This window comes from Acidocella aromatica, from assembly GCF_014201825.1.
GTDB lineage: Bacteria > Pseudomonadota > Alphaproteobacteria > Acetobacterales > Acetobacteraceae > Acidocella > Acidocella aromatica.
The window spans coordinates 78,115-96,227 of record NZ_JACHFJ010000006.1; the positions used below are offsets into that span (position 1 = coordinate 78,115).

The 18,113-nt window shown below is 59.8% G+C and carries 16 protein-coding genes; 11 read left to right on the top strand and 5 right to left on the bottom strand.

The features are described 5' to 3' along the window. Positions 1 to 4: 4 nt before the first annotated feature. Genes HNP71_RS08125 through trxC form a run of 4 tightly spaced genes read right to left on the bottom strand, consistent with a single transcriptional unit; the run spans position 5 to position 2,208 of the window. On the bottom strand, positions 5 to 922 hold the full coding sequence (locus HNP71_RS08125) for an MBL fold metallo-hydrolase (RefSeq protein ID WP_183266392.1): 918 nt from the start codon (positions 920 to 922) through the stop codon (positions 5 to 7). Next, complete coding sequence (locus tag HNP71_RS08130) at positions 919 to 1,551, bottom strand: class I SAM-dependent methyltransferase (protein ID WP_183266393.1); 633 nt, start codon at positions 1,549 to 1,551, stop codon at positions 919 to 921. Before HNP71_RS08130 ends, HNP71_RS08125 begins: the two co-directional genes overlap by 4 nt. A 1-nt stretch (position 1,552) precedes the next feature. Then, entirely contained in the window at positions 1,553 to 1,756 is a 204-nt protein-coding gene (locus HNP71_RS08135; protein WP_183266394.1) for a YgaP family membrane protein, read from the bottom strand. Between the two features lie 14 nt (positions 1,757 to 1,770). Further along, positions 1,771 to 2,208 (bottom strand): thioredoxin TrxC, encoded by a 438-nt coding sequence (gene trxC, locus HNP71_RS08140; RefSeq protein ID WP_183266395.1) that lies wholly within the window; start codon positions 2,206 to 2,208, stop codon positions 1,771 to 1,773. Positions 2,209 to 2,541: 333 nt separating this feature from the next. On the opposite strand from trxC, the gene HNP71_RS08145 reads away from it, so the two are divergent. From HNP71_RS08145 to HNP71_RS08170, 6 genes are read left to right on the top strand one after another with little or no spacing between them, the layout of a single operon-like run. Continuing rightward, complete coding sequence (locus tag HNP71_RS08145; RefSeq protein ID WP_183266396.1) at positions 2,542 to 2,919, top strand: group II truncated hemoglobin; 378 nt, start codon at positions 2,542 to 2,544, stop codon at positions 2,917 to 2,919. Next, entirely contained in the window at positions 2,912 to 3,550 is a 639-nt protein-coding gene (locus HNP71_RS08150) for a DUF2202 domain-containing protein (protein ID WP_183266397.1), read from the top strand. The genes HNP71_RS08145 and HNP71_RS08150 overlap by 8 nt, the downstream gene beginning before the upstream one ends. 48 nt (positions 3,551 to 3,598) lie before the next feature. Beyond that, a complete protein-coding gene (locus HNP71_RS08155; protein ID WP_183266398.1) occupies positions 3,599 to 4,066 on the top strand; it encodes a PaaI family thioesterase in 468 nt (155 codons plus the stop codon). Between the two features lie 36 nt (positions 4,067 to 4,102). Continuing rightward, positions 4,103 to 5,536 carry an aldehyde dehydrogenase family protein gene (locus HNP71_RS08160; RefSeq protein ID WP_221246694.1) on the top strand — a complete coding sequence of 478 codons (1,434 nt, stop codon included), beginning with the start codon at positions 4,103 to 4,105 and terminating at the stop codon, positions 5,534 to 5,536. 9 nt (positions 5,537 to 5,545) lie between these two features. Beyond that, positions 5,546 to 6,796 (top strand): FAD-dependent oxidoreductase, encoded by a 1,251-nt coding sequence (locus HNP71_RS08165; protein WP_183266399.1) that lies wholly within the window; start codon positions 5,546 to 5,548, stop codon positions 6,794 to 6,796. Further along, positions 6,793 to 7,257, top strand: a complete 465-nt coding sequence (locus HNP71_RS08170; RefSeq protein ID WP_221246695.1) for a hypothetical protein — start codon at positions 6,793 to 6,795, stop codon at positions 7,255 to 7,257. The genes HNP71_RS08165 and HNP71_RS08170 overlap by 4 nt, the downstream gene beginning before the upstream one ends. Before the next feature lie 264 nt (positions 7,258 to 7,521). Here HNP71_RS08170 and HNP71_RS08175 read toward each other — a convergent pair whose 3' ends face one another. Beyond that, entirely contained in the window at positions 7,522 to 8,409 is an 888-nt protein-coding gene (locus tag HNP71_RS08175; protein ID WP_183266400.1) for a LysR family transcriptional regulator, read from the bottom strand. Positions 8,410 to 8,628: 219 nt separating this feature from the next. Here HNP71_RS08175 and HNP71_RS08180 point away from each other — a divergent pair, with 219 nt between their 5' ends. The 5 genes from HNP71_RS08180 (at position 8,629) to HNP71_RS08200 (ending at position 18,048) form a co-directional block, all read left to right on the top strand. Then, positions 8,629 to 10,647: a type I restriction-modification system subunit M gene (locus HNP71_RS08180; RefSeq protein ID WP_183266401.1), complete on the top strand. Its 2,019-nt coding sequence runs from the start codon at positions 8,629 to 8,631 to the stop codon at positions 10,645 to 10,647. Continuing rightward, positions 10,644 to 11,888, top strand: a complete 1,245-nt coding sequence (locus tag HNP71_RS08185) for a restriction endonuclease subunit S (RefSeq protein ID WP_183266402.1) — start codon at positions 10,644 to 10,646, stop codon at positions 11,886 to 11,888. The genes HNP71_RS08180 and HNP71_RS08185 overlap by 4 nt, the downstream gene beginning before the upstream one ends. Further along, positions 11,885 to 15,112 (top strand): type I restriction endonuclease subunit R, encoded by a 3,228-nt coding sequence (locus tag HNP71_RS08190; RefSeq protein ID WP_183266403.1) that lies wholly within the window; start codon positions 11,885 to 11,887, stop codon positions 15,110 to 15,112. Before HNP71_RS08185 ends, HNP71_RS08190 begins: the two co-directional genes overlap by 4 nt. Then, entirely contained in the window at positions 15,105 to 16,385 is a 1,281-nt protein-coding gene (locus tag HNP71_RS08195) for an ISL3 family transposase (RefSeq protein WP_183266404.1), read from the top strand. The genes HNP71_RS08190 and HNP71_RS08195 overlap by 8 nt, the downstream gene beginning before the upstream one ends. Before the next feature lie 484 nt (positions 16,386 to 16,869). Further along, entirely contained in the window at positions 16,870 to 18,048 is a 1,179-nt protein-coding gene (locus HNP71_RS08200; RefSeq protein ID WP_183266405.1) for a TDT family transporter, read from the top strand. Positions 18,049 to 18,113: the final 65 nt, after the last annotated feature.

Consider the following 18,113-nt stretch of genomic DNA (forward strand, 5'->3'; position numbering starts at 1 on the left):
TACGCTAAAGCATGTCCAGAGGCAGCTTCAGGTAGCGCACGCCATTCTCCTCCGCCGGGGGCAGATGCCCGGCACGGATATTCACCTGCACCGAGGGCAGCAGCAGCCGGGGCATCGCCAGCATGGCGTCGCGCGCCTGGCGCATGGCGGTGAATTCGGCCTCGCTTACGCCCTTATGCACATGGACATTACCTTGCCGCTGGGCGCCGATGCTGGTCTCCCATAGATAGTCCTCGCGCCCCGGCACCTTGTAGTCGTGGCAGAGGAACAGCCGGGTCTCTTCGGGCAAGGCGAGCAGGCGGCGGATGGAGCGGTAGAGCTGAGCCGCATCGCCGCCAGGGAAATCCGCGCGCGCCGTGCCGTAATCGGGCATGAACAGCGTATCTCCCGCGAACACCGCATCGCCGATGACATAGGCGATATCCGCCGGCGTATGCCCTGGCACATGCAGCACCATGGCCGGCACGCCGCCGAGGCTGAAGACCTCGCCATCCTTGAACAGATGGTTGAACTGGCTGCCATCGCGCGCGAATTCGCCGCCCAGATTGAAGATCTTCCCGAAGACCTGCTGCACGGCGGTGATATGCTCACCAATACCGATACACCCGCCGCATTGTTCCTGGATATAAGCGGCGGCGGAGAGGTGATCGGCATGGGCATGGGTTTCCAGCAACCAGTCCAGCATCAGCCCGGCCTCGCGCAGGAAGGCGATCACCGCATCGGCCGAGCCCGTGGACGTACGGCCCGAGGCGGGATCGAAATCCAGCACGCTGTCGATCACCGCGGCGCGTTTAGCGGTCTCGTCGTACACTACATGGGTGGCGGTGAAAGTCGCTTCGTCGAAGAAGCTCCGCACCGCTGGGCGCGGCGCATGAAGGGCGTTGATCTGCGCCGTGGCGGCGGCAAGAGCGATGTCGGTCATTTGGCAGTTTCCGGGCGAATGGCGACAAGGTCGATCAGGGCGGACATACCGGCATGCGCGGCGCCCTCCTCGATGACACTGTCGTGCGCACGCAGTTCCACGATTTCCATATCTGCGAAAGCCTCGCGCAATTGCGCCTCGGTATAGAGTTGTTCCACCTCCGGCGGACCGCCAGTATTGTATACTCGCTGTTCGGGCCGGTACCCCTGCAACAGCAGCACGCCTCCCGGCTTAAGCGCGCCTTTGAGGTGCGTGAAGAAGGCCGGGCGTTCAGCGGGAGTGATGAACTGCACGAAGATCGCCACGACTACGTCATATATCGCCTTCGGCCAGTTCCAGCTGGTTACATCCGCCTGCTCCCAAGTCAGCATCACCTTGCGCGCCTCGGCCAGGCGCTTGGCCTTGGCGATGGCGGTGGGGGAAATCTCAGTCGCATGCACAGCCGCGCCAAGGCTGGCGAGAAACGCGCCGTTGCGTCCCTCGCCATCGGCCACAGCCAACACTTTCGCGCCTGGCTTTATCCGGTGCGCCTGCGATACCAGAAATGCGTTCGGCGCTTCACCGAACACGTAGCTCTTAGTAGCGGCAAAACGGTTTTCCCAGAACTCCCCGCGGTCTTGCTGCGTCATCTTAGTTGAACGCCGCCCCCGGCTTCACCCCGAGCTTTTTGAAAATCATCGCCGCTGGGCAGAAGCCGGTGAAACCGGTTTGCAGCAGATTCAACCCGACGAAGGCGGTAAGCAGCAGCCACCATTGCGAGAATGCCAGCGTCAACACCAGGCTGAGCAGCACCATGAAACCGGCGAAGGACAGAACGGCTTTGTCGATGGTCATTGTTATCTCCTGACTTATTGGAACGAATGCTGGCGGACCCATTGCGCGATCTGCCCGGCCGCCATGGCGCCGGCCTGCTGCGCAACAAGCTTGCCGCCGGAAAACAGCAGCAGCGAGGGAATGGAACGTATGCCATGGCGCGCCATGGTGTCCGGCGCGGTATCGGCATCCAGCTTAAGCAGCCGCAGGCGCGGCTCCAGCAGCGTGGCGGCCTGGGCGAATTGCGGCGCCATCATGCGGCACGGGCCGCACCACGCGGCCCATACATCCACCAGCACGGGCACGCCGTCATGCGCCACATGCCGGGCCAACTGGCCTTCATCCACCGCCAAAGGCTCCCCGGTGAACAAGGGCTTGTGGCAGACGCCGCAGCGCGGCGAGTCGGCAAGGCGCTCCCGTGGCACGCGGTTGAGCGCCGCACAGGCCGGACAGACCAGGGTAATGCCACTCATGGCTCGCTCCTTGGGGCGTTTGCCGCCAGATCGTTTAGCATGAAATAACTGCCACTTTTCATACTTGTAGAATAATCACATTGTCTTACACTTGATCTGCAACAAGAAATGCCAAGAACAGCACCTCCTGTCAGACGCCATGCTCTTGCGTTACATATGTTCTATAATTCGTATATTCGCAATAACGAATGTTTTCAGCCATACGCACACTCTTGACGAGCGTTATTTTAGGTATATTTTAGATATATCTAAACGATTGTGGCCATGGGCCTACCCCGTCCGGTTCCACATCACCCTTGGAGGCTTTCCCGCTGGAAAGCCAAGCATGAGAGCATGTCTATGACACCCTACGAAGCCATTGGCGGCGAACCCGTTCTGCGGACCCTCACGAAGCGCTTTTATGCGCTTATGGATACATTGCCCGAAGCAAAAGCCTGCCGGGACATCCACCCGAAGGATATGACGAGAAGCGAGGAGAAGCTGTTCGAATATCTCTCCGGCTGGCTGGGCGGTCCGCCGCTGTTCACCGACAAATACGGCCACCCAATGCTGCGCCGCCGCCATCTGCCCGCCAAGATCGGCACGGAAGAGGCCGATGGCTGGCTGCTATGCTTCCGCCAAGCCTGGAACGAGGTGGTAACCGATAAAGCCCTCGGCGATGCACTGCTGCCGCAAGTTGAAGCTCTGGGGAGGCATATGATCAATGTTTGAAAATGCGATGACTGGCAAAGGCGTCAACCGCTTTGATCAAGCTGAATTCGGCGCACACCGCGCGGCGCATGTCGCGCAGATGCGCGCCAAAATAGCCACATACCAGCCTGGCGAACTCACGGATGCCGAGCGGGAAGATCTTCTGCTGATGCGCGAGGAAGAGAAAATTGCTCGCGACGTTTACGTGCGCCTGCATGAGCGTTGGGGCCTGCGGCCTTTTGCCAATATCAGCGGCTCGGAACAGGCGCATATGGATATGATGCTGGCCCTGCTCGAACATTATGGCCTCCCTGATCCCGCCCATGACCTGCAACCCGGAAAATTCCATAAAGCGGCATTACAGAAACTGCATGACGATCTGGTAGAAAAAGGACTGCAGAGCCAGGAAAATGCCGTTCAGATCGGTCTGCTGATCGAGGAACTGGACATCGCCGATTTGCAAAAGGCCCTCGCCCACACGGCGAAACCGGAAATCCGCGCGGTTTATGCCGAGCTTGAGCGCGGCTCACGCAACCACATGCGTGCGTTCTATCGCTGGAAGCAGCATATGGGCATCGACTACCGGGCCGCGCATCTGCCGCAGGATGAGCTGGTGCGGATCGCCTTGTCAGCCCACGAAACCTGTTCGTAACAAAAACGCGGCGGCGAGCCCGCACGCAAACATCATGGGAGAAACGATTTGAAGGCGATCCAGGATTATTACCCCGAGGAACTTTCGCACTGCTATGGCTGCGGCAGCCAGAATGAACACGGGCACCAGATCAAGACCTACTGGGATGGCGATGAAACCGTGACGCGCTTCACCCCCGAACCGTATCACACCGCCGTGCCGGGGTTTGTGTATGGCGGGTTGATCGCCTCGCTCATCGACTGTCACGGCACCGGCTCGGCGGCGGCGGCCACCTATCGCGCCGAGGGCCGTGAGCCGGGCACCGAACCGCTGGTGCGCTTTGTCACCGGCTCGCTGAAGGTGACGTATCTGAAGCCAACCAAGCTGGGGCCGGAGATTGAAATCCGAGGCCGTGTACGCGAGTTGAAGGAGCGGAAAGTCGTCATCGACAGCCGCGTGCTGGTCGATGGGGTGGAAACCGCCCTGGGCGAAGTCGTGGCGATCCGCATGCCCGCCGATTTCGGTAAAGCGGTTTAGACCTTATCAGGGGCATTTGACGGTAGAAGATCAGACATGCCCACAAATGCCCCAGATGCCTCGGCGGAAATCGCCACCATGGAGGCCCTGCTGGAACGGCAGAGCGCCGATTGGCGCGCGCATGGCGGGCTGGATTATGCCCACCGCCGGGATTTGCTGCGCGGGCTGGATGATCAGCTCACCCGCCGCCAGGATGAGCTGACGGCGGCAATGTCACGGGATTTCGGCCACCGCCACCCGCGCGAGAGTGAGATTTACGAGCTTTATCCCTTGCGCGCCGAGCTGCGTTACGTGCTGCGCCGGCTCAAGGGCTGGATGCGCCCGCGCCACGCCGCCATGCGCTGGCCGTTTCTCCCCAGCACCGGCTGGGTCGCGCCGCGGCCTCTGGGGGTGGTCGGGGTGATCGGCGCCTGGAATTATCCGCTGCTGCTTACCCTGCTGCCGGTCATCTCGGCCATTGCCGCTGGCAACAGGGTCATCGTCAAGCCGCCGCGCCTGGCTCCGCACAGCATGGCGCTTCTGGCGGAGATAGTCGCCACCCTGGCCGCGCCCGAAATCCTCTCCCTGGTGCAGCCCTCTCCGGCGGTGGACGCAGCCTTCCCCGGCCTGCCCTTCAACCATCTGATCTTCTCCGGCTCCACCCGCGCCGGGCGCAGCGTGGCGAGGATGGCCGCCCGCAATCTAACGCCGGTGACCCTCTCGCTGAGCGGCAAAAGCCCAGCCATCGTCGCCCCTGGCTGCGATTTGGCAAAAGCCGCCCGCGCGATCATGGCTGGCAAGCTGGTGAATGCCGGGCAGACCTGCATCGCGCCAGATTATTGCCTGGTGCCCAAGGGGGATCTGGCCGCGTTCGTGGCGGCGGCGCAGGCGGCGGTGGCCGAGCTGTATCCGCACGGAGCGCAAGACCCCGGCTATACCCATGTGCCGGAAGCCTCGCTGCGCACGCGGCTGACCGCCCTGGTGGAAGACGCCATGGCCAAGGGGGCGCAAGGCTGGCACAGCTTCCCGCTACCCACGCCCCATACCGGCGCCGCACCTTTCCCGCCTACGCTGCTCTGGCCCGCGCAGCCCGGCATGACCTGCATGGATGAGGAGGTTTTCGGCCCAGTCCTGCCCATCCTCCCCTATGAGCATCTGACCGAGGCGGTCAATTTCGTATGCAACCACCCAGCCCCGTTGGCGCTGTACTGGTTCGATGCCGACCTCCTGCGCGCCCGGCGGGAGACCGCGCGCATCCCCGCCGGAAGCGTTGGCATCAACGCCGCGCTATTCCAGGCCGCGCAACCGGCACTGCCTTTTGGCGGTGTTGGCGAGAGCGGCATCGGTCAGTATCGCGGCCGTTACGGGTTCGAGCGCCTCTCGCACATGCAGGGCGCGTACAGGCAGGCTTCCCGGGCCACGCGCTGGGTGCAACCGCCCTATGGCACGTGGACACGCTGGCTCATGGCGCAGCTCTTGCGACGGGGCTAAGGAAAAGCCATGCGAAGTGACGACGCGCTCATCGTTGGCAGCGGTCCGGCGGGCGCCATGGCGGCGCGGGAACTGGCGCAAGCGGGCCTGAAAGTCCGGGTGCTGGAACAAGGCGGCGCGGCCCCGGCTGCGGTGCCCAGCCTGTGGCGGCTGTGGCGGCGGCGCGAAATGCTCTGCATCGCCCCCGGCGTGGCCCTGCTGCGCGGCGTGCGGGTGGGCGGAAGTTCCTCGGCGTTTTTCCACACGGCCATCGCACCGCCATTGGCGATGTTCACGCGGCATGACGTCGATCTGGCCGCACATGTGCAGGCCGTCCTGGCGGAAGTGCCGCATGAGCCACTGGCCGAGCCATTGCTCGGGGCTGGCGCGCGCGCCCTGAACCACGCGGCGGAACAGCTTGGGCTGCCCTGGGCGAAGCTGCCGAAGATGATCGCGCAACGGCTCTGCCAAGACGGCGTCTGCCCACCCGAGGCATTCTGGTCGGCAACCGGGCTGCTGGCCGAGGCGCAAACGCATGGCGCTGTGCTGGAGACCCGCGTGGCGGTGCGGCGCGTGCAGCTGGAAGCAGGGCGCGCCACGGGTGTGGAAACACAGGACGGACGGGTGCTGAAAGCCGGACGGGTGATCCTCGCGGCGGGCGGGATCGGCACGCCCGCGATCCTGCGGCGCAGCGGCATTGCCGGGGCGGGCGCGGGGTTTTTTTGTGATCCGCTGCGGATCGTCATGGCCCGCGCGCCCTATACGCCCGAGGCCGCGCCCGCCCTGCCGATGGCGGCCGGGCTGATCGACCACGACGCTGGCTACATGCTCTCAGACATCACCGTGCCTGATGCTTTGTACCGCACCTTCGCGCTGGGGGCCGGGCGGCTGGACATGCTCGGCCAAGACCGGCGCACCATGATGGTGATGGTGAAAATCCGCGACGATATCATGGGCGAAGTCCGCGCCGATGGCACCGCCTGGCGGCATTTCTCCGCCGCCGACAAGGCGCGGATGCAAAACGGCGCAACCCTGGCCCGCAAGCTGTTGCGCGCGGCGGGCGGCGGACGCCCGTTCCTCTCACCCTGGGTGGCGGCGCATCCGGGCGGCAGCGCGCGCTTGGGGGAGGTGCTGGATGCGCGCCTCGCCTGCCGCGCGGTATCCAACCTGCATGTGTGCGATGCCGCCGCCCTGCCCGAGCCCTGGGGCCTTCCGCCCACCGTCACCATCCTCGCCCTGGCCCGGTACCTGTCGCATATCGTTCTGGAGCAAACGCCTTGAGCCTGATGTCGCTGTTGCTGTCCCTGCATGTCATCGCCGCGATCACCTGGATTGGCGGCATCTTTCTCATCGACCTGTTCCTGGCCCCGGTGCTGAGGCGGCATCTGACCGACCCGGCAGCGCGGCTGAGCATCATCCACGCGCTGTTTCGCGGCTTCTTCGCCTGGGTGTGGCTGGCGGGCGCGGCGCTGCTGAGCAGCGGCTACTGGGCCGTGTTCCGCTTTGGCGGCTTCGCCGCGCTCAGCCCCGCCATGTGGGTGATGGTGGCGGGCGGCAGCTTCATGGTGCTGCTGGCGCTGTATGTGTTCTTCTTCCCGTTCCTGGCGCTGCACCGGGCGGTCCGCGCCGCCGACTGGCCGGGCGCCGCCAAGGCCGCCGGGCAAATCCGCTGGCTCTCCAGCGTCAATCTGGTGCTGGCGGTTCCGGTTGTGCTCGCGGGCGTGCGGGCATTCCATGGCTGAGCGGAGAAGAAACAGCGCAATACATCCGGGGGGCCGCAATGGCAGCGGGGGAAATGTCCACGGCACACACCCCCGCCAGAAACAAACACATCAACGGCTTCATGGATTATCTCCTTTAACATCCGACGCTGCGGTTTCGTTGTTAAGCAGCCTCCGGGTGAGGCAGGGATAAAGCCTCCAATCATTCGTATAATGGATAATTTATTTTGTATTGATGGATTATGCGAATGATCAATTCTCCAGCGGATCAGGCGCCCGCCATATTTACGCTTTGCCCTCGCGGATGAGCTTCAGCAGCGCCGCCACCGCACGGGAGCGGTAACGCTCCACATGCTGGACAGCATTGAACTCCCGGCCCGGAAGTGTGACACCGACCTTGACGAGCCGCCCCGCCGCGAGGCTTTCGGCACAGACCAGCGAGGACAACGCCGCCGGACCGGCTCCGCCTTCAGCCGCCGCACGCACAGCTTCGTTCGAGGGCAAGGCAATGGCGATACGTAAATCCTCATGCGCCAGGCCGAGGGCATGCAACGCTTCGGTAAATACCGCGCGCGTGCCGGAGCCGTCTTCGCGCAGCACCCAGCTTGCCTCGGCCAACGCCGCTGGCGACAAGGACATCTTTCCAGCCCAGGGATGCCCTGGTGAGACCACGACGATCATCTGATCGGTGCCAACGAGTTCCGTCGCCAACTGCGGGTGGCTGACCGGGCCTTCCACAAACCCAAGCTCGGCATCGCCCTGGGCAACGGCGCGCACGACCTGCGCCGTGTTGCCAACCGCAACTGATAATTCAATCCCGGGAAATCTGGCGTGAAACCGAACCAGCCAGTCGGGCAGAAAGTAGCTGGCAATGGTCTGGCTGGCATGAATGGTCAGACGCCCGCGCGCCATCCCTGAAAATTCCGCCATGGCCGCCTCGGCCGAGTGCACGCGGGCGAGAATGGCTTTCGCCTCGTTGAAAAAGCAACGCCCCGCCTCCGTAAGCGTGATGTTACGCCCGACACGGTGGAACAGCTTCAGCCCGAATTGCTGTTCGAGGGCCGAGATCGCAGACGATGCGGCGGATTGCGTCAGATTTAGCGCTTCCGCCGCGCGCGTGACATGCTCGCGCTCGGCTACGGCGGCGAAAATCCTCAGCTGTTCAAACGTCATGCGCCGCCATGCTCCTGCCACAGGACATCAGGAAATATTACACAAATCAATAATCCAGACAGATCGTTTTGAGAAGAACAATCAATTACTAAAATGGGCTATTTGCATTCTGAGGGTGGAATCGTAAAACCGTCACTTAGCCCGTTTCGTGCATAACTTGGTTGACTGGCACTACAATTCTGGTATGCTGTTTCGTGCATAACTTGGTTGGAGCGTGAAATGGCAGAGTTGGCAGGTTCGGCGGCATCACTTGCGGATTTCATTTGGAAAAACGCCGAAGACTTATGGGGTGACTTCAAGCACACCGACTTTGGCAAGATCATCCTGCCATTCACATTGCTTCGCCGTCTGGAATGCGTACTGGAGGCGACTCGACAGGATGTCCGTGACGCTCATGTCGCGCATAAGGAATCCGGCATCGACATAGACCTGATCCTGCGCCAGACCACGCGCTACCCGTTCTACAACACGTCCGAGTATGAATTGAGTACGCTGGGCGGCAACAAGACCCGGCAAAACCTCCAGGACTACATCGCGCACTTCTCGGACAACGCTCGCGTCATCTTCGAGCAGTTCGACTTCTCCAATACCGTGATCCGGCTCGATAAGGCCGGCGTGCTGTACAAGATTTGCAAGAACTTCGCCGGCGTCGATCTGCATCCTGACGCGGTGCCGGATCGGGTCATGAGCAACCTCTACGAGCACTTGATCCGTCGCTTTGGTGCCGAGGTCAATGAAGGCGCTGAAGACTTCATGACACCCCGCGACGTGGTGCATCTCGCCACCGCGCTCCTGCTTGACCCGGATGACGCCCTGTTCGAGGCCAATCCCGGCCTGATCCGCACCCTATACGACCCCACCTGCGGCACGGGCGGCTTTCTTTCCGACGCCATGAATCACGTTGCCGAATACGGCACTCGATTCAAGGTGCCGCCAGTGTTGATCCCTTACGGGCAGGAACTGGAACCTGAAACCCATGCCGTCTGCCTGACTGGCATGCTTCTACGTACTCTAGAGTCCGATCCTGGCAGGGACTTGTCCAAGAACATCAAGCTTGGCAGCACCCTGTCCAACGATCAGTTCGCTGGAGAGCGATTCCATTATGGACTTTCCAATCCGCCCTTCGGCAAGAAGTGGGAGAAAGATGCGGCGGCCATCAATGCAGAGCATGCCGAGAAGGGCTACGATGGGCGCTTCGGGCCTGGTTTACCGCGCATCAATGACGGCTCCATGCTGTTCCTCCTTCACTTGGCCAGCAAGCTGGAGCTGCGTGAAAACGGCGGAGGACGGGCGGCGATCGTTCTGTCCGGCTCTCCCCTCTTCAATGGCGGGGCTGGATCTGGGGAGTCAGAAATTCGCCGTTGGCTTTTGGAGCACGATCTGGTCGACGTAATCGTGGCGTTGCCTACGGAAATCTTCTTCCGGACTGGCATCGGCACGTATCTTTGGGTGCTTTCCAACAAGAAGCCTGAGCATCGCCGAGGCAAGGTGCAACTGATCAACGCGACCAGTCTGTGGACCTCGATCAAGAATGAGGGAAATAAGCGGCGGGCGATCAGTGACGATCAGTTGCGGCAGGTATTGGAAGTGTACGGGTCGACAGAGGACAGCGAATTCAGCCGAATGGTCGATTATCGAGTCTTCGGCTATCGGCGCATCAAGGTCCTTCGTCCGTTGCGGATGGCTCTCCACATCAACGAGGAAACGCTGGCCAAACTAAATGATGAAAAAGCCTTGGCCAAATTCTCGGACGCGCAGCGGGAGATATGGACGGAAGCCTTGCAGCCATATCTTGGCACCATTCAGCAGGTGTCCTGGGCGGAGTCTTTCGCGGCTGTAGTCGCTCGCACGTCACCCGTTGTCGGCAAGGTCGCAAAGCCGATCCTCAAGGCAATGGTCAATGCTTTCGGTACGCGTGATCCGGAAGGTGAACCGGTACTAGACGCTGATGGTGAAACAGTTTCAGATCCCGATCTGACGGATTATGAGAATGTGCCACTTCTGGATGACGTCGATGAGTACCTGGCATGCGAGGTACTTCCACATGTCGAAGACGCCTATATCGACCTCAGCTTTCGTGACAATAAAGACGGTGAAGTTGGCCGGGTCGGCTATGAGATCAATTTCAATAGGTTCTTCTACAAATACGTCCCACCGCGCGCCCTGCGTGAAATCGATGCCGATCTGAAGGCGGTCGAAGCGGACATCGCTGATTTGCTCAACGAGGTCACGGAATGAGCCACTACAAGCCATATCCGGCCTACAAGGATTCCGGCGTCGACTGGATCGGGAATATGCCGCAGCACTGGGGCGTCAAGCCTATCAAGGTAATCGCCTCTTGCAATGACGACAGCCTGCCGGAGGCAATACCATTGGACATGCCGATTCGCTATGTCGATATCTCCGCAGTTAGCCACGATGGAGGTATTTCCGGCGCGGAGCCGATGGTATTTGGAGAAGCGCCTTCCCGCGCACGTCGCATGGCCAAGCTCGGCGATGTGGTCGTGTCTACCGTTAGGACATACTTGAAGGCGGTGGCGTCCGTTGATGAGGCGCACGCTGATTGCGTATATTCGACAGGATTTGCCGTTCTGCGCGCCCGCAGCGAGCAATTGGCTCCTGAGTTCCTCAAGTGGCTGGCGCTCAATGACTTGCTCATCCAAGCCGTTGAGTCACATTCCGAGGGGCTCAGTTATCCGGCGATCAATTCATCGGATCTGGTAAACCTCAAGGCAGTGGTGCCGGGATTGCCTGAACAAAAGCGCATTGCTGCAATTCTTGACCGCGAAACCGCCCGCATCGACGCGCTTATCGCGAAGAAAACGGAATTCATCGAACTCCTTAAGAAAAAGATTGCCGCTTTGGCTTCTCAACCTCCGGATTCGCCCAATCTCAAGTGGGTTCGACTTTCACATGTCTGTGAGGTAGTTTCGCGCCCAGTGCTCCAGCAAGTTGGTAGTAGCTACACAAAACTTGGACTGTTCAATAGAGGGCGCGGAATTTTCAAACGGGACGAAACCGATACCGAAGATATGGGCGATTCTGAATTCTTTTGGATTCAGCCTGGCGACTTGATCCTTAGCGGTCAGTTCGCATGGGAGGGAGCAGTAGCATTGGCAAATGAAGATCATGCCGGATGCGTTGTCTCTCATCGTTTCCCCGTCATCAGAGGGCGCAATAATGAAGCGCTTACCGAATACCTGCTCGCCTACTTCTTGACCGCCCACGGTGATTTTGTGCTGAACGACTGCTCCCGTGGTTCAGCCGGGCGCAACCGCCCCCTGAACATGAACCTGTTGCTAGGGTGGAAAATTCCAATTCCGGCGATGCCGATCCAATGTGAGATTGCACGGCTCGTTCAACTGGAAAGGCGAATCGGGGAAAGGGTAAGCAAGAGCATTACTCTCCTAAAAGAGCGGCGTTCCGCCTTCATCACCGCTGCCGTCACAGGCCAAATCGACCTCCGGGGATCACCATGAGCGACACCGCCCATCAAGAAAAGCACTTTGAAGCCTATGTCGTTTCCAAGCTGGAGGCTCAAGGCTGGAAGGTCGGTAACACGCTTCAATATGATACTGAGCGCGCGCTTTATGCGGACGATCTCATCGCATGGCTAGAGGCTACCCAGCCAGAGAAGTGGACCAAGCTCCAGAAGGACAACGGCGAGCGTGCCCGAGACATATTGATGGACCGGCTGGCCAAGGCACTGGAACAACACGGCACCATGCATGTCATCCGCAATGGATTCTCGATTGCGGGTTGCGGCCATATCGACCTCACCGAAGCGGCCCCGGAAGACAAGCGCAACGACAAGGTATTGAAGCGCTACGCGGCCAATATCCTGCGCGTGGTGCCGCAGCTTGAATACCACCCAACCCGCAAGCTGGCGATTGACCTGGTGCTGTTCATCAACGGCATCCCGGTCGCTACCGTGGAACTGAAGACCGACTTCACTCAGTCCGCAGAAGCGGCGATGGAGCAGTACAAGACCGACCGGCTGCCGTATGACCCCAAGACCAAGCGCCGCGAGCCACTGCTGACCTTCAAACGGGGCGCCGTGGTCCATTTCGCCATGTCCGATTCCGACATCCAGATGGCGACCAAGCTTGATGGCGAGAACACCACCTTCCTGCCGTTCAACCAGGGCAATGACGGCCATGCCGGCAACCCACCGCGCGAAGACAAGGAATACCCGGTCGCGTACTTCTGGGAGTCGATCTGCCAGCGGGATGCCTGGCTGCGCATCTTCCACAGCTTCGTCTATGTGGAAAAGAAGGATGTCGTCGACCTGAAAGGCAACTGGTCCAAGAAGGAAACCCTGATCTTCCCGCGCTACCACCAGTGGGAATCGGTCAACGCCATGATCGCTGACTCCCGCGCCAATGGCCCTGGTATGCAGTATCTAGCAGACCAAAGTGCCGGCTCAGGAAAGACCAGTACGATTTCATGGATGGCCCATGATCTGGTCAAGCTGCGCCGGGACAATGGCGAGGCAATCTTCAACAGCGTCATCATCGTCACCGACCGAAACGTGCTGGACAGCCAGCTTCAGGATGCGGTCAAGCAGATCGATCATCAGTTCGGGGTGATCGCCGCCATCGACCGCCAGAAATCATCCAAGTCGAAAAGCAAGCAATTGGCGGAAGCGCTGCTGGCCAACACGCCGATTATCGTGGTCACTATCCAGACCTTCCCCTACGCGATGGAAGCTATCGTCACGGAGAAATCCCTGAAGGACAAGAGCTTTGCGGTGATCATCGATGAGGCGCATGCCTCGCAAACGGGATCGACGGCTGCCAAACTCCAGACGGCACTCTCCATGAGCGGCAAGGGCAAGATGTCCACGCTGACCGTGGAAGAACTGCTGGAAGAATTGCAAAAGTCGCGGGCACGGCCGAAGAACATTAGCTACTTCGCCTTTACAGGCACGCCTAAGCATTCCACGCTCATGCTGTTCGGCCGTCCGGCTGATCCGTCACGCCCGGCCTCCAAGACCAACCTGCCGGAGCCGTTCCGACGGTATCCCATGCGCCAGGCCATCGAAGAGGGCTTCATTCTCGATGTGCTCAAGGGCTACGTGCCCTACAAGACCGCTTTCAATCTTGCTAAGCAGATTGGTGATAGAAAGCGTGTCAGCGGCAAACATGCCAAACGGGCACTGGCACAGTGGATGTCCTTGCACCCGACCAATGTAACCCAGAAAGTACAGTTCATTATCGAGCATTTCCATAAGAACGTGGAATATCGCCTGGATGGCAAGGCTAAGGCGATGGTTGTCACCAGTTCTCGTGCCGCGGCCGTGCGCTACAAGAAAGGGTTCGACAAGTACATTGAGAAACACCCGGAATACGCCGGCATTCACTCGCTGGTGGCCTTCTCCGGCAAGCTGACCGGCAAGCAGGTCATGCACTCCGATGATGAACGCATCGCCGGTGAGGTCTTCGTGGTTGACGAGATTGAGGAATTCACCGAGGTCAGCATGAATCCCGGTGTGACCCAGGATTTGCGGCTAGCCTTCGAGCGTCCGGAATATCGGGTGATGCTGGTAGCCGACAAGTTCCAGACCGGCTTTGATCAGCCAAAACTTGTTGCGATGTACGTGGACAAGAAGATCGCCAACGACGTGGAAATCGTTCAGACCTTCTCGCGACTGAACCGCATCGCCCCCGGTAAGGATGAAATCTTCATCATTGATTTCGTCAACGATCCCGCCAATGTGCGGCGGGCATTCGCCATGTACGACGATGGCGCCCAGATCGACGACATGCAAGACCTGAACGTGGTCTACGAGATCAAGGAATCGCTCGATGGCCAGGGGCTATACGAGGCGGAAGACCTTGCTGCCTTCAAGGAAGCTCGCTTCAAGACCATTCGTGACATCACCCAGGCGCAGGAGCCGCAGCACAAGGCGCTCTATGCCGCCACGGAGCGGCCAACGCGACTGTTCAATCAACGCCTGAAGATGCTGCGCGAAGCGGTGAATACGTGGGAATCCGCGTATGAGAAGGCGCACAGACAAGGCGACCAGGCAGGCATGAAGACGGCCGATCATCACCGCCGGGAGCATGCGGACCAGATCAAGAGCATCATGACGTTCAAGTCCGGTCTGGGCCGCTTCTGCCGCACGTACGCCTATATCGCCCAGTTGATCGACTTCGGCGATCCTGAACTGGAAAATTATGCCTCGTTCGCCAAGCTGCTCCAGAAGCGGCTTAATGGTGAACCACCGGAGAGCGTCGACCTCAAGGGGCTCGTGCTGACTGGGTTCGACATCAAAGGTAAGGACGATGCCGCTGGTGACGAAGATGAGCCTCCGGTATTGAAGCCTGTCGGCCCCGGCACAGGCGGCGGAAAAAGTGACGATCCGCACTACCTTAACGAAATTATCGACCGACTGAACCACCTGTTTGGTGATGCGACTCCGCTGCGTGACCAAGCGACTTTCGTCAATCACATCGTCTCGATTGCTCGTGAAAACGATGTCGTGATGGCGCAGGTGGAAAACAACTCCCGCGAGCAGGCACTGAAGGGAAACTTGCCCGGAGCGGTGCAGCAGGGAGTGGTTCGAGCGCTGACATCCCATCAAAAACTGGCGACCTTGGTGCTGAAGTCCGACCGCCAAGCCATGTCCGGCCTGACCGACGTAATTTACGAGTTGATCAGGGAGCGCCGCGACATCGATTTGGACGACATCGGTGCTTGATCTACTGAATCTTCCGGGCGTTGTTCCTGTCGATCTTCGTACAGGCAACAAGTGCATCATCGTTGTCGCCAACGTGGACGATGGTGATTTGCAGCAATGCCCTGATTGCAACAAACCCATGTACCGGCATGGACGCAGAACGAATGTGTTCGCAGATACGCCGATGCAAATGCAGCCGGTACGTTTGGAAATCTCCCGGCCACGCTATCGCTGCACAAGCTGCGGAGCAATGGTCACCCCTGAATTGACGTTTCTGGATGAAAAGCGCCGGGCGACAAAACGGTTGGTGGACGCCATTCGGGAGCGCTGCCTTGGAATGACCTTCCATGCGCTCGCCGAGCAAACCGGTTTGGCAGTCAATACCATCAAGAGCATCGCCCAAGACTTGATCGCGGATTTGGAGCGCACGGTTCTCTATGAAACGCCCGTCATCATGGGTATCGATGAAGTCAATCTGGCAGGTGAGATGCGGTGCGTCATCACCAATCTAGCGACGAACAACGCCTTTCAGATGCTTGAGTTTCGGACCCAAGAGCATCTGAAGCCATTCTTCAAGAACCTGCCCGACAGGGAAAAGGTGGAATGGGTCTGCACGGACATGTGGCGGCCGTTCAAGCGATCATTCAGCAAATACTTGCCCAATGCTCGCCTGGTCATCGACAAGTTCCATGTGGTTGCAATGGCATCAGAAGCGCTGGAAACGGTGCGCAAGAAGCACCAAGCTACGCTGGACAAGACGGAACGTATCAAGGTCAAGAAGTCGATCCGGTGGCTTACCTTGAAGCGACCCCACAACCTCTCGTCGGCCGAAGTTGAAGCGTTGGCGGTTGTCCGGCAAGTGATCCCTGACCTTGCTTTGGCCTATGACTTCAAGGAGGCTTTCTACCGAATTTACGATGATCCGGTCAAGGAGTCGGCCATGCGGGCGTTCGAGGCTTGGGAAAACTCATTGCCGGATGAGCTAGATGGTTTCCGTAGTCTGGCCAAGACAGTCCACAATCATTATGACGACATCTTTGCCTACTGGGACTCGCCAAGCCGAATCACGAACGCATACACAGAAGGCTTGAATGGGCTGACCAAGGTCGCTAACCGCATGGGGCGGGGATATAGCTACGAGATCATTCGGGCGAAGATGCTGTATGCCAAGTATGCACGGAGGGTCGGGAGCGGTGTTCGAGTAGCGGAGAAGACGGGCGGCTCTGAAACCGTCGAGTACGGCCCGCATATTCCAACCTTGGTTGAGATGGCGGAATCTGGTGGCCTGGATTAGGCGGCGATAAGAGTTCCTACCTCGCTTCGCTGCGGGATCGAGCCGAGGCTGCGTTTTATTGGAAAACCGGGCCATATGGACATGAATTCCAACCAACAACACCTTGCGTTTGATCTGGCTTGATTGGCAATTTCCAACCAGCAGGCTGGCAGAACTTCAGGCCGATTCAACTGCAAAATTGCTCGATTCCAACCCTAGTTTGCAAATAGCCCTAAAATGGTAAGACCCCACCTAATGTCCTGGGCATTAGAAAGGAGGCGGCAGGCTACCGCCTACGCCAGACATCCGTGACACCTTGCCGCTCCCCTCACCGCTCCTCAAGTGTAAACAACCCATTGGCAGGGGGCACGGCGCGTTGCGCGCCATATTCCCACCGCCCAAAAATCATCAATTTTAAAAATGATAACAAGAGATACAATCCATTATACAAATGGCTTTATACTCTCTAGATCTCCGCCCAGCCACCGGCAGAAAGGATCAGGTCATGTTCGGTATCAGCAGACCCTTTGCCCATCACGACCATCCGAGCGAGATCGTCCGGCAATTCACGCCGAACTGGTTCACCGTGACGATGGGAACCGGCGTCTTGGCTCTGGCGCTCAACCAGTTTCCGCTGGCGCAACCGGCGCTGCACAGGCTGGGGGCGATCATCTGGCAGGCGAATATCGGTCTCTTCACCCTTTGCACCGTTCTGTATGTGGCGCGCTGGATCTTCTACCCCCATTCAGCGGTAAAGATCTTCAGCCATCCGGTCATGCCGATGTTCCTCGGCGCGATCCCGATGGGGCTTGCGACTATCGTCAACGGCTTCCTCGCCTTTGGCATCGGCGCCTATGGGGCGCAGGCGATCGCCATCGCCCAGGCTTTATGGTGGGTGGATGCCGGGCTTGCCGCCGGCATCGGGCTGCTGGTGCCGTACATGATGTTCACGCGGCAGGAACACAGCATCGAAAACATGACCGCCGTCTGGCTGCTGCCGATCGTGGCCTGCGAAGTGACCTCGGCAAGCGGCGGGCTGCTCGCGCCGCACTTGGCGGACCACATCGCCGCCGCGCATCTGCTGTTCACCTGTTATCTGTTCTGGGCGCTCTCGGTGCCGCTGGCCATGGGTATTCTGGTCATCCTGTTCCTGCGCCTGGTGCTGCATAAGCTGCCGCGGCGGGATATGGCGGTTTCCACATGGCTGGCCCTGGGCCCGCTTGGCACCGGCGCCCTGGCGCTGCTTGTGCTGGGGCATGACGCCCCGTCCATTCTGGGCGCTGTCGGCATGGCGGACATCGGCACCGTGGCGCAGGGGATCGGCCTGATCGGCGGGCTGGTGATCTGGGGTTACGGCGCTTGGTGGCTCGTGATGGCCGTGGCCATAACCTTCTCCTATCTGCGCGAGGGACTGCCCTTCAACATGGGCTGGTGGGGCTTCACCTTCCCGCTGGGTGTGTTCACTCTGGCGACATTGAGCCTAGGGGGGCAGACCGGCATGAGCTTCTTCACCGTCCTCGGGGCAGTGCTGGTCGTCGCCCTCGTGGGGTTCTGGCTGATCGTCGCTACCCAGACCTTCATCGGCGCTTACAAGGGACATCTGTTCGCCGCCCCCTGCCTGAACAGCGCTTCCAGACTCTCAAAGGAAACAGGGCTGCCGGCAGCAACGGCCTCCGCGCGTTGAGGTGATGCTTAAAATGCCGGGCAGCGCATCAAGCCGTGACGGGGAGGCTACGCACCTCCCCGTCA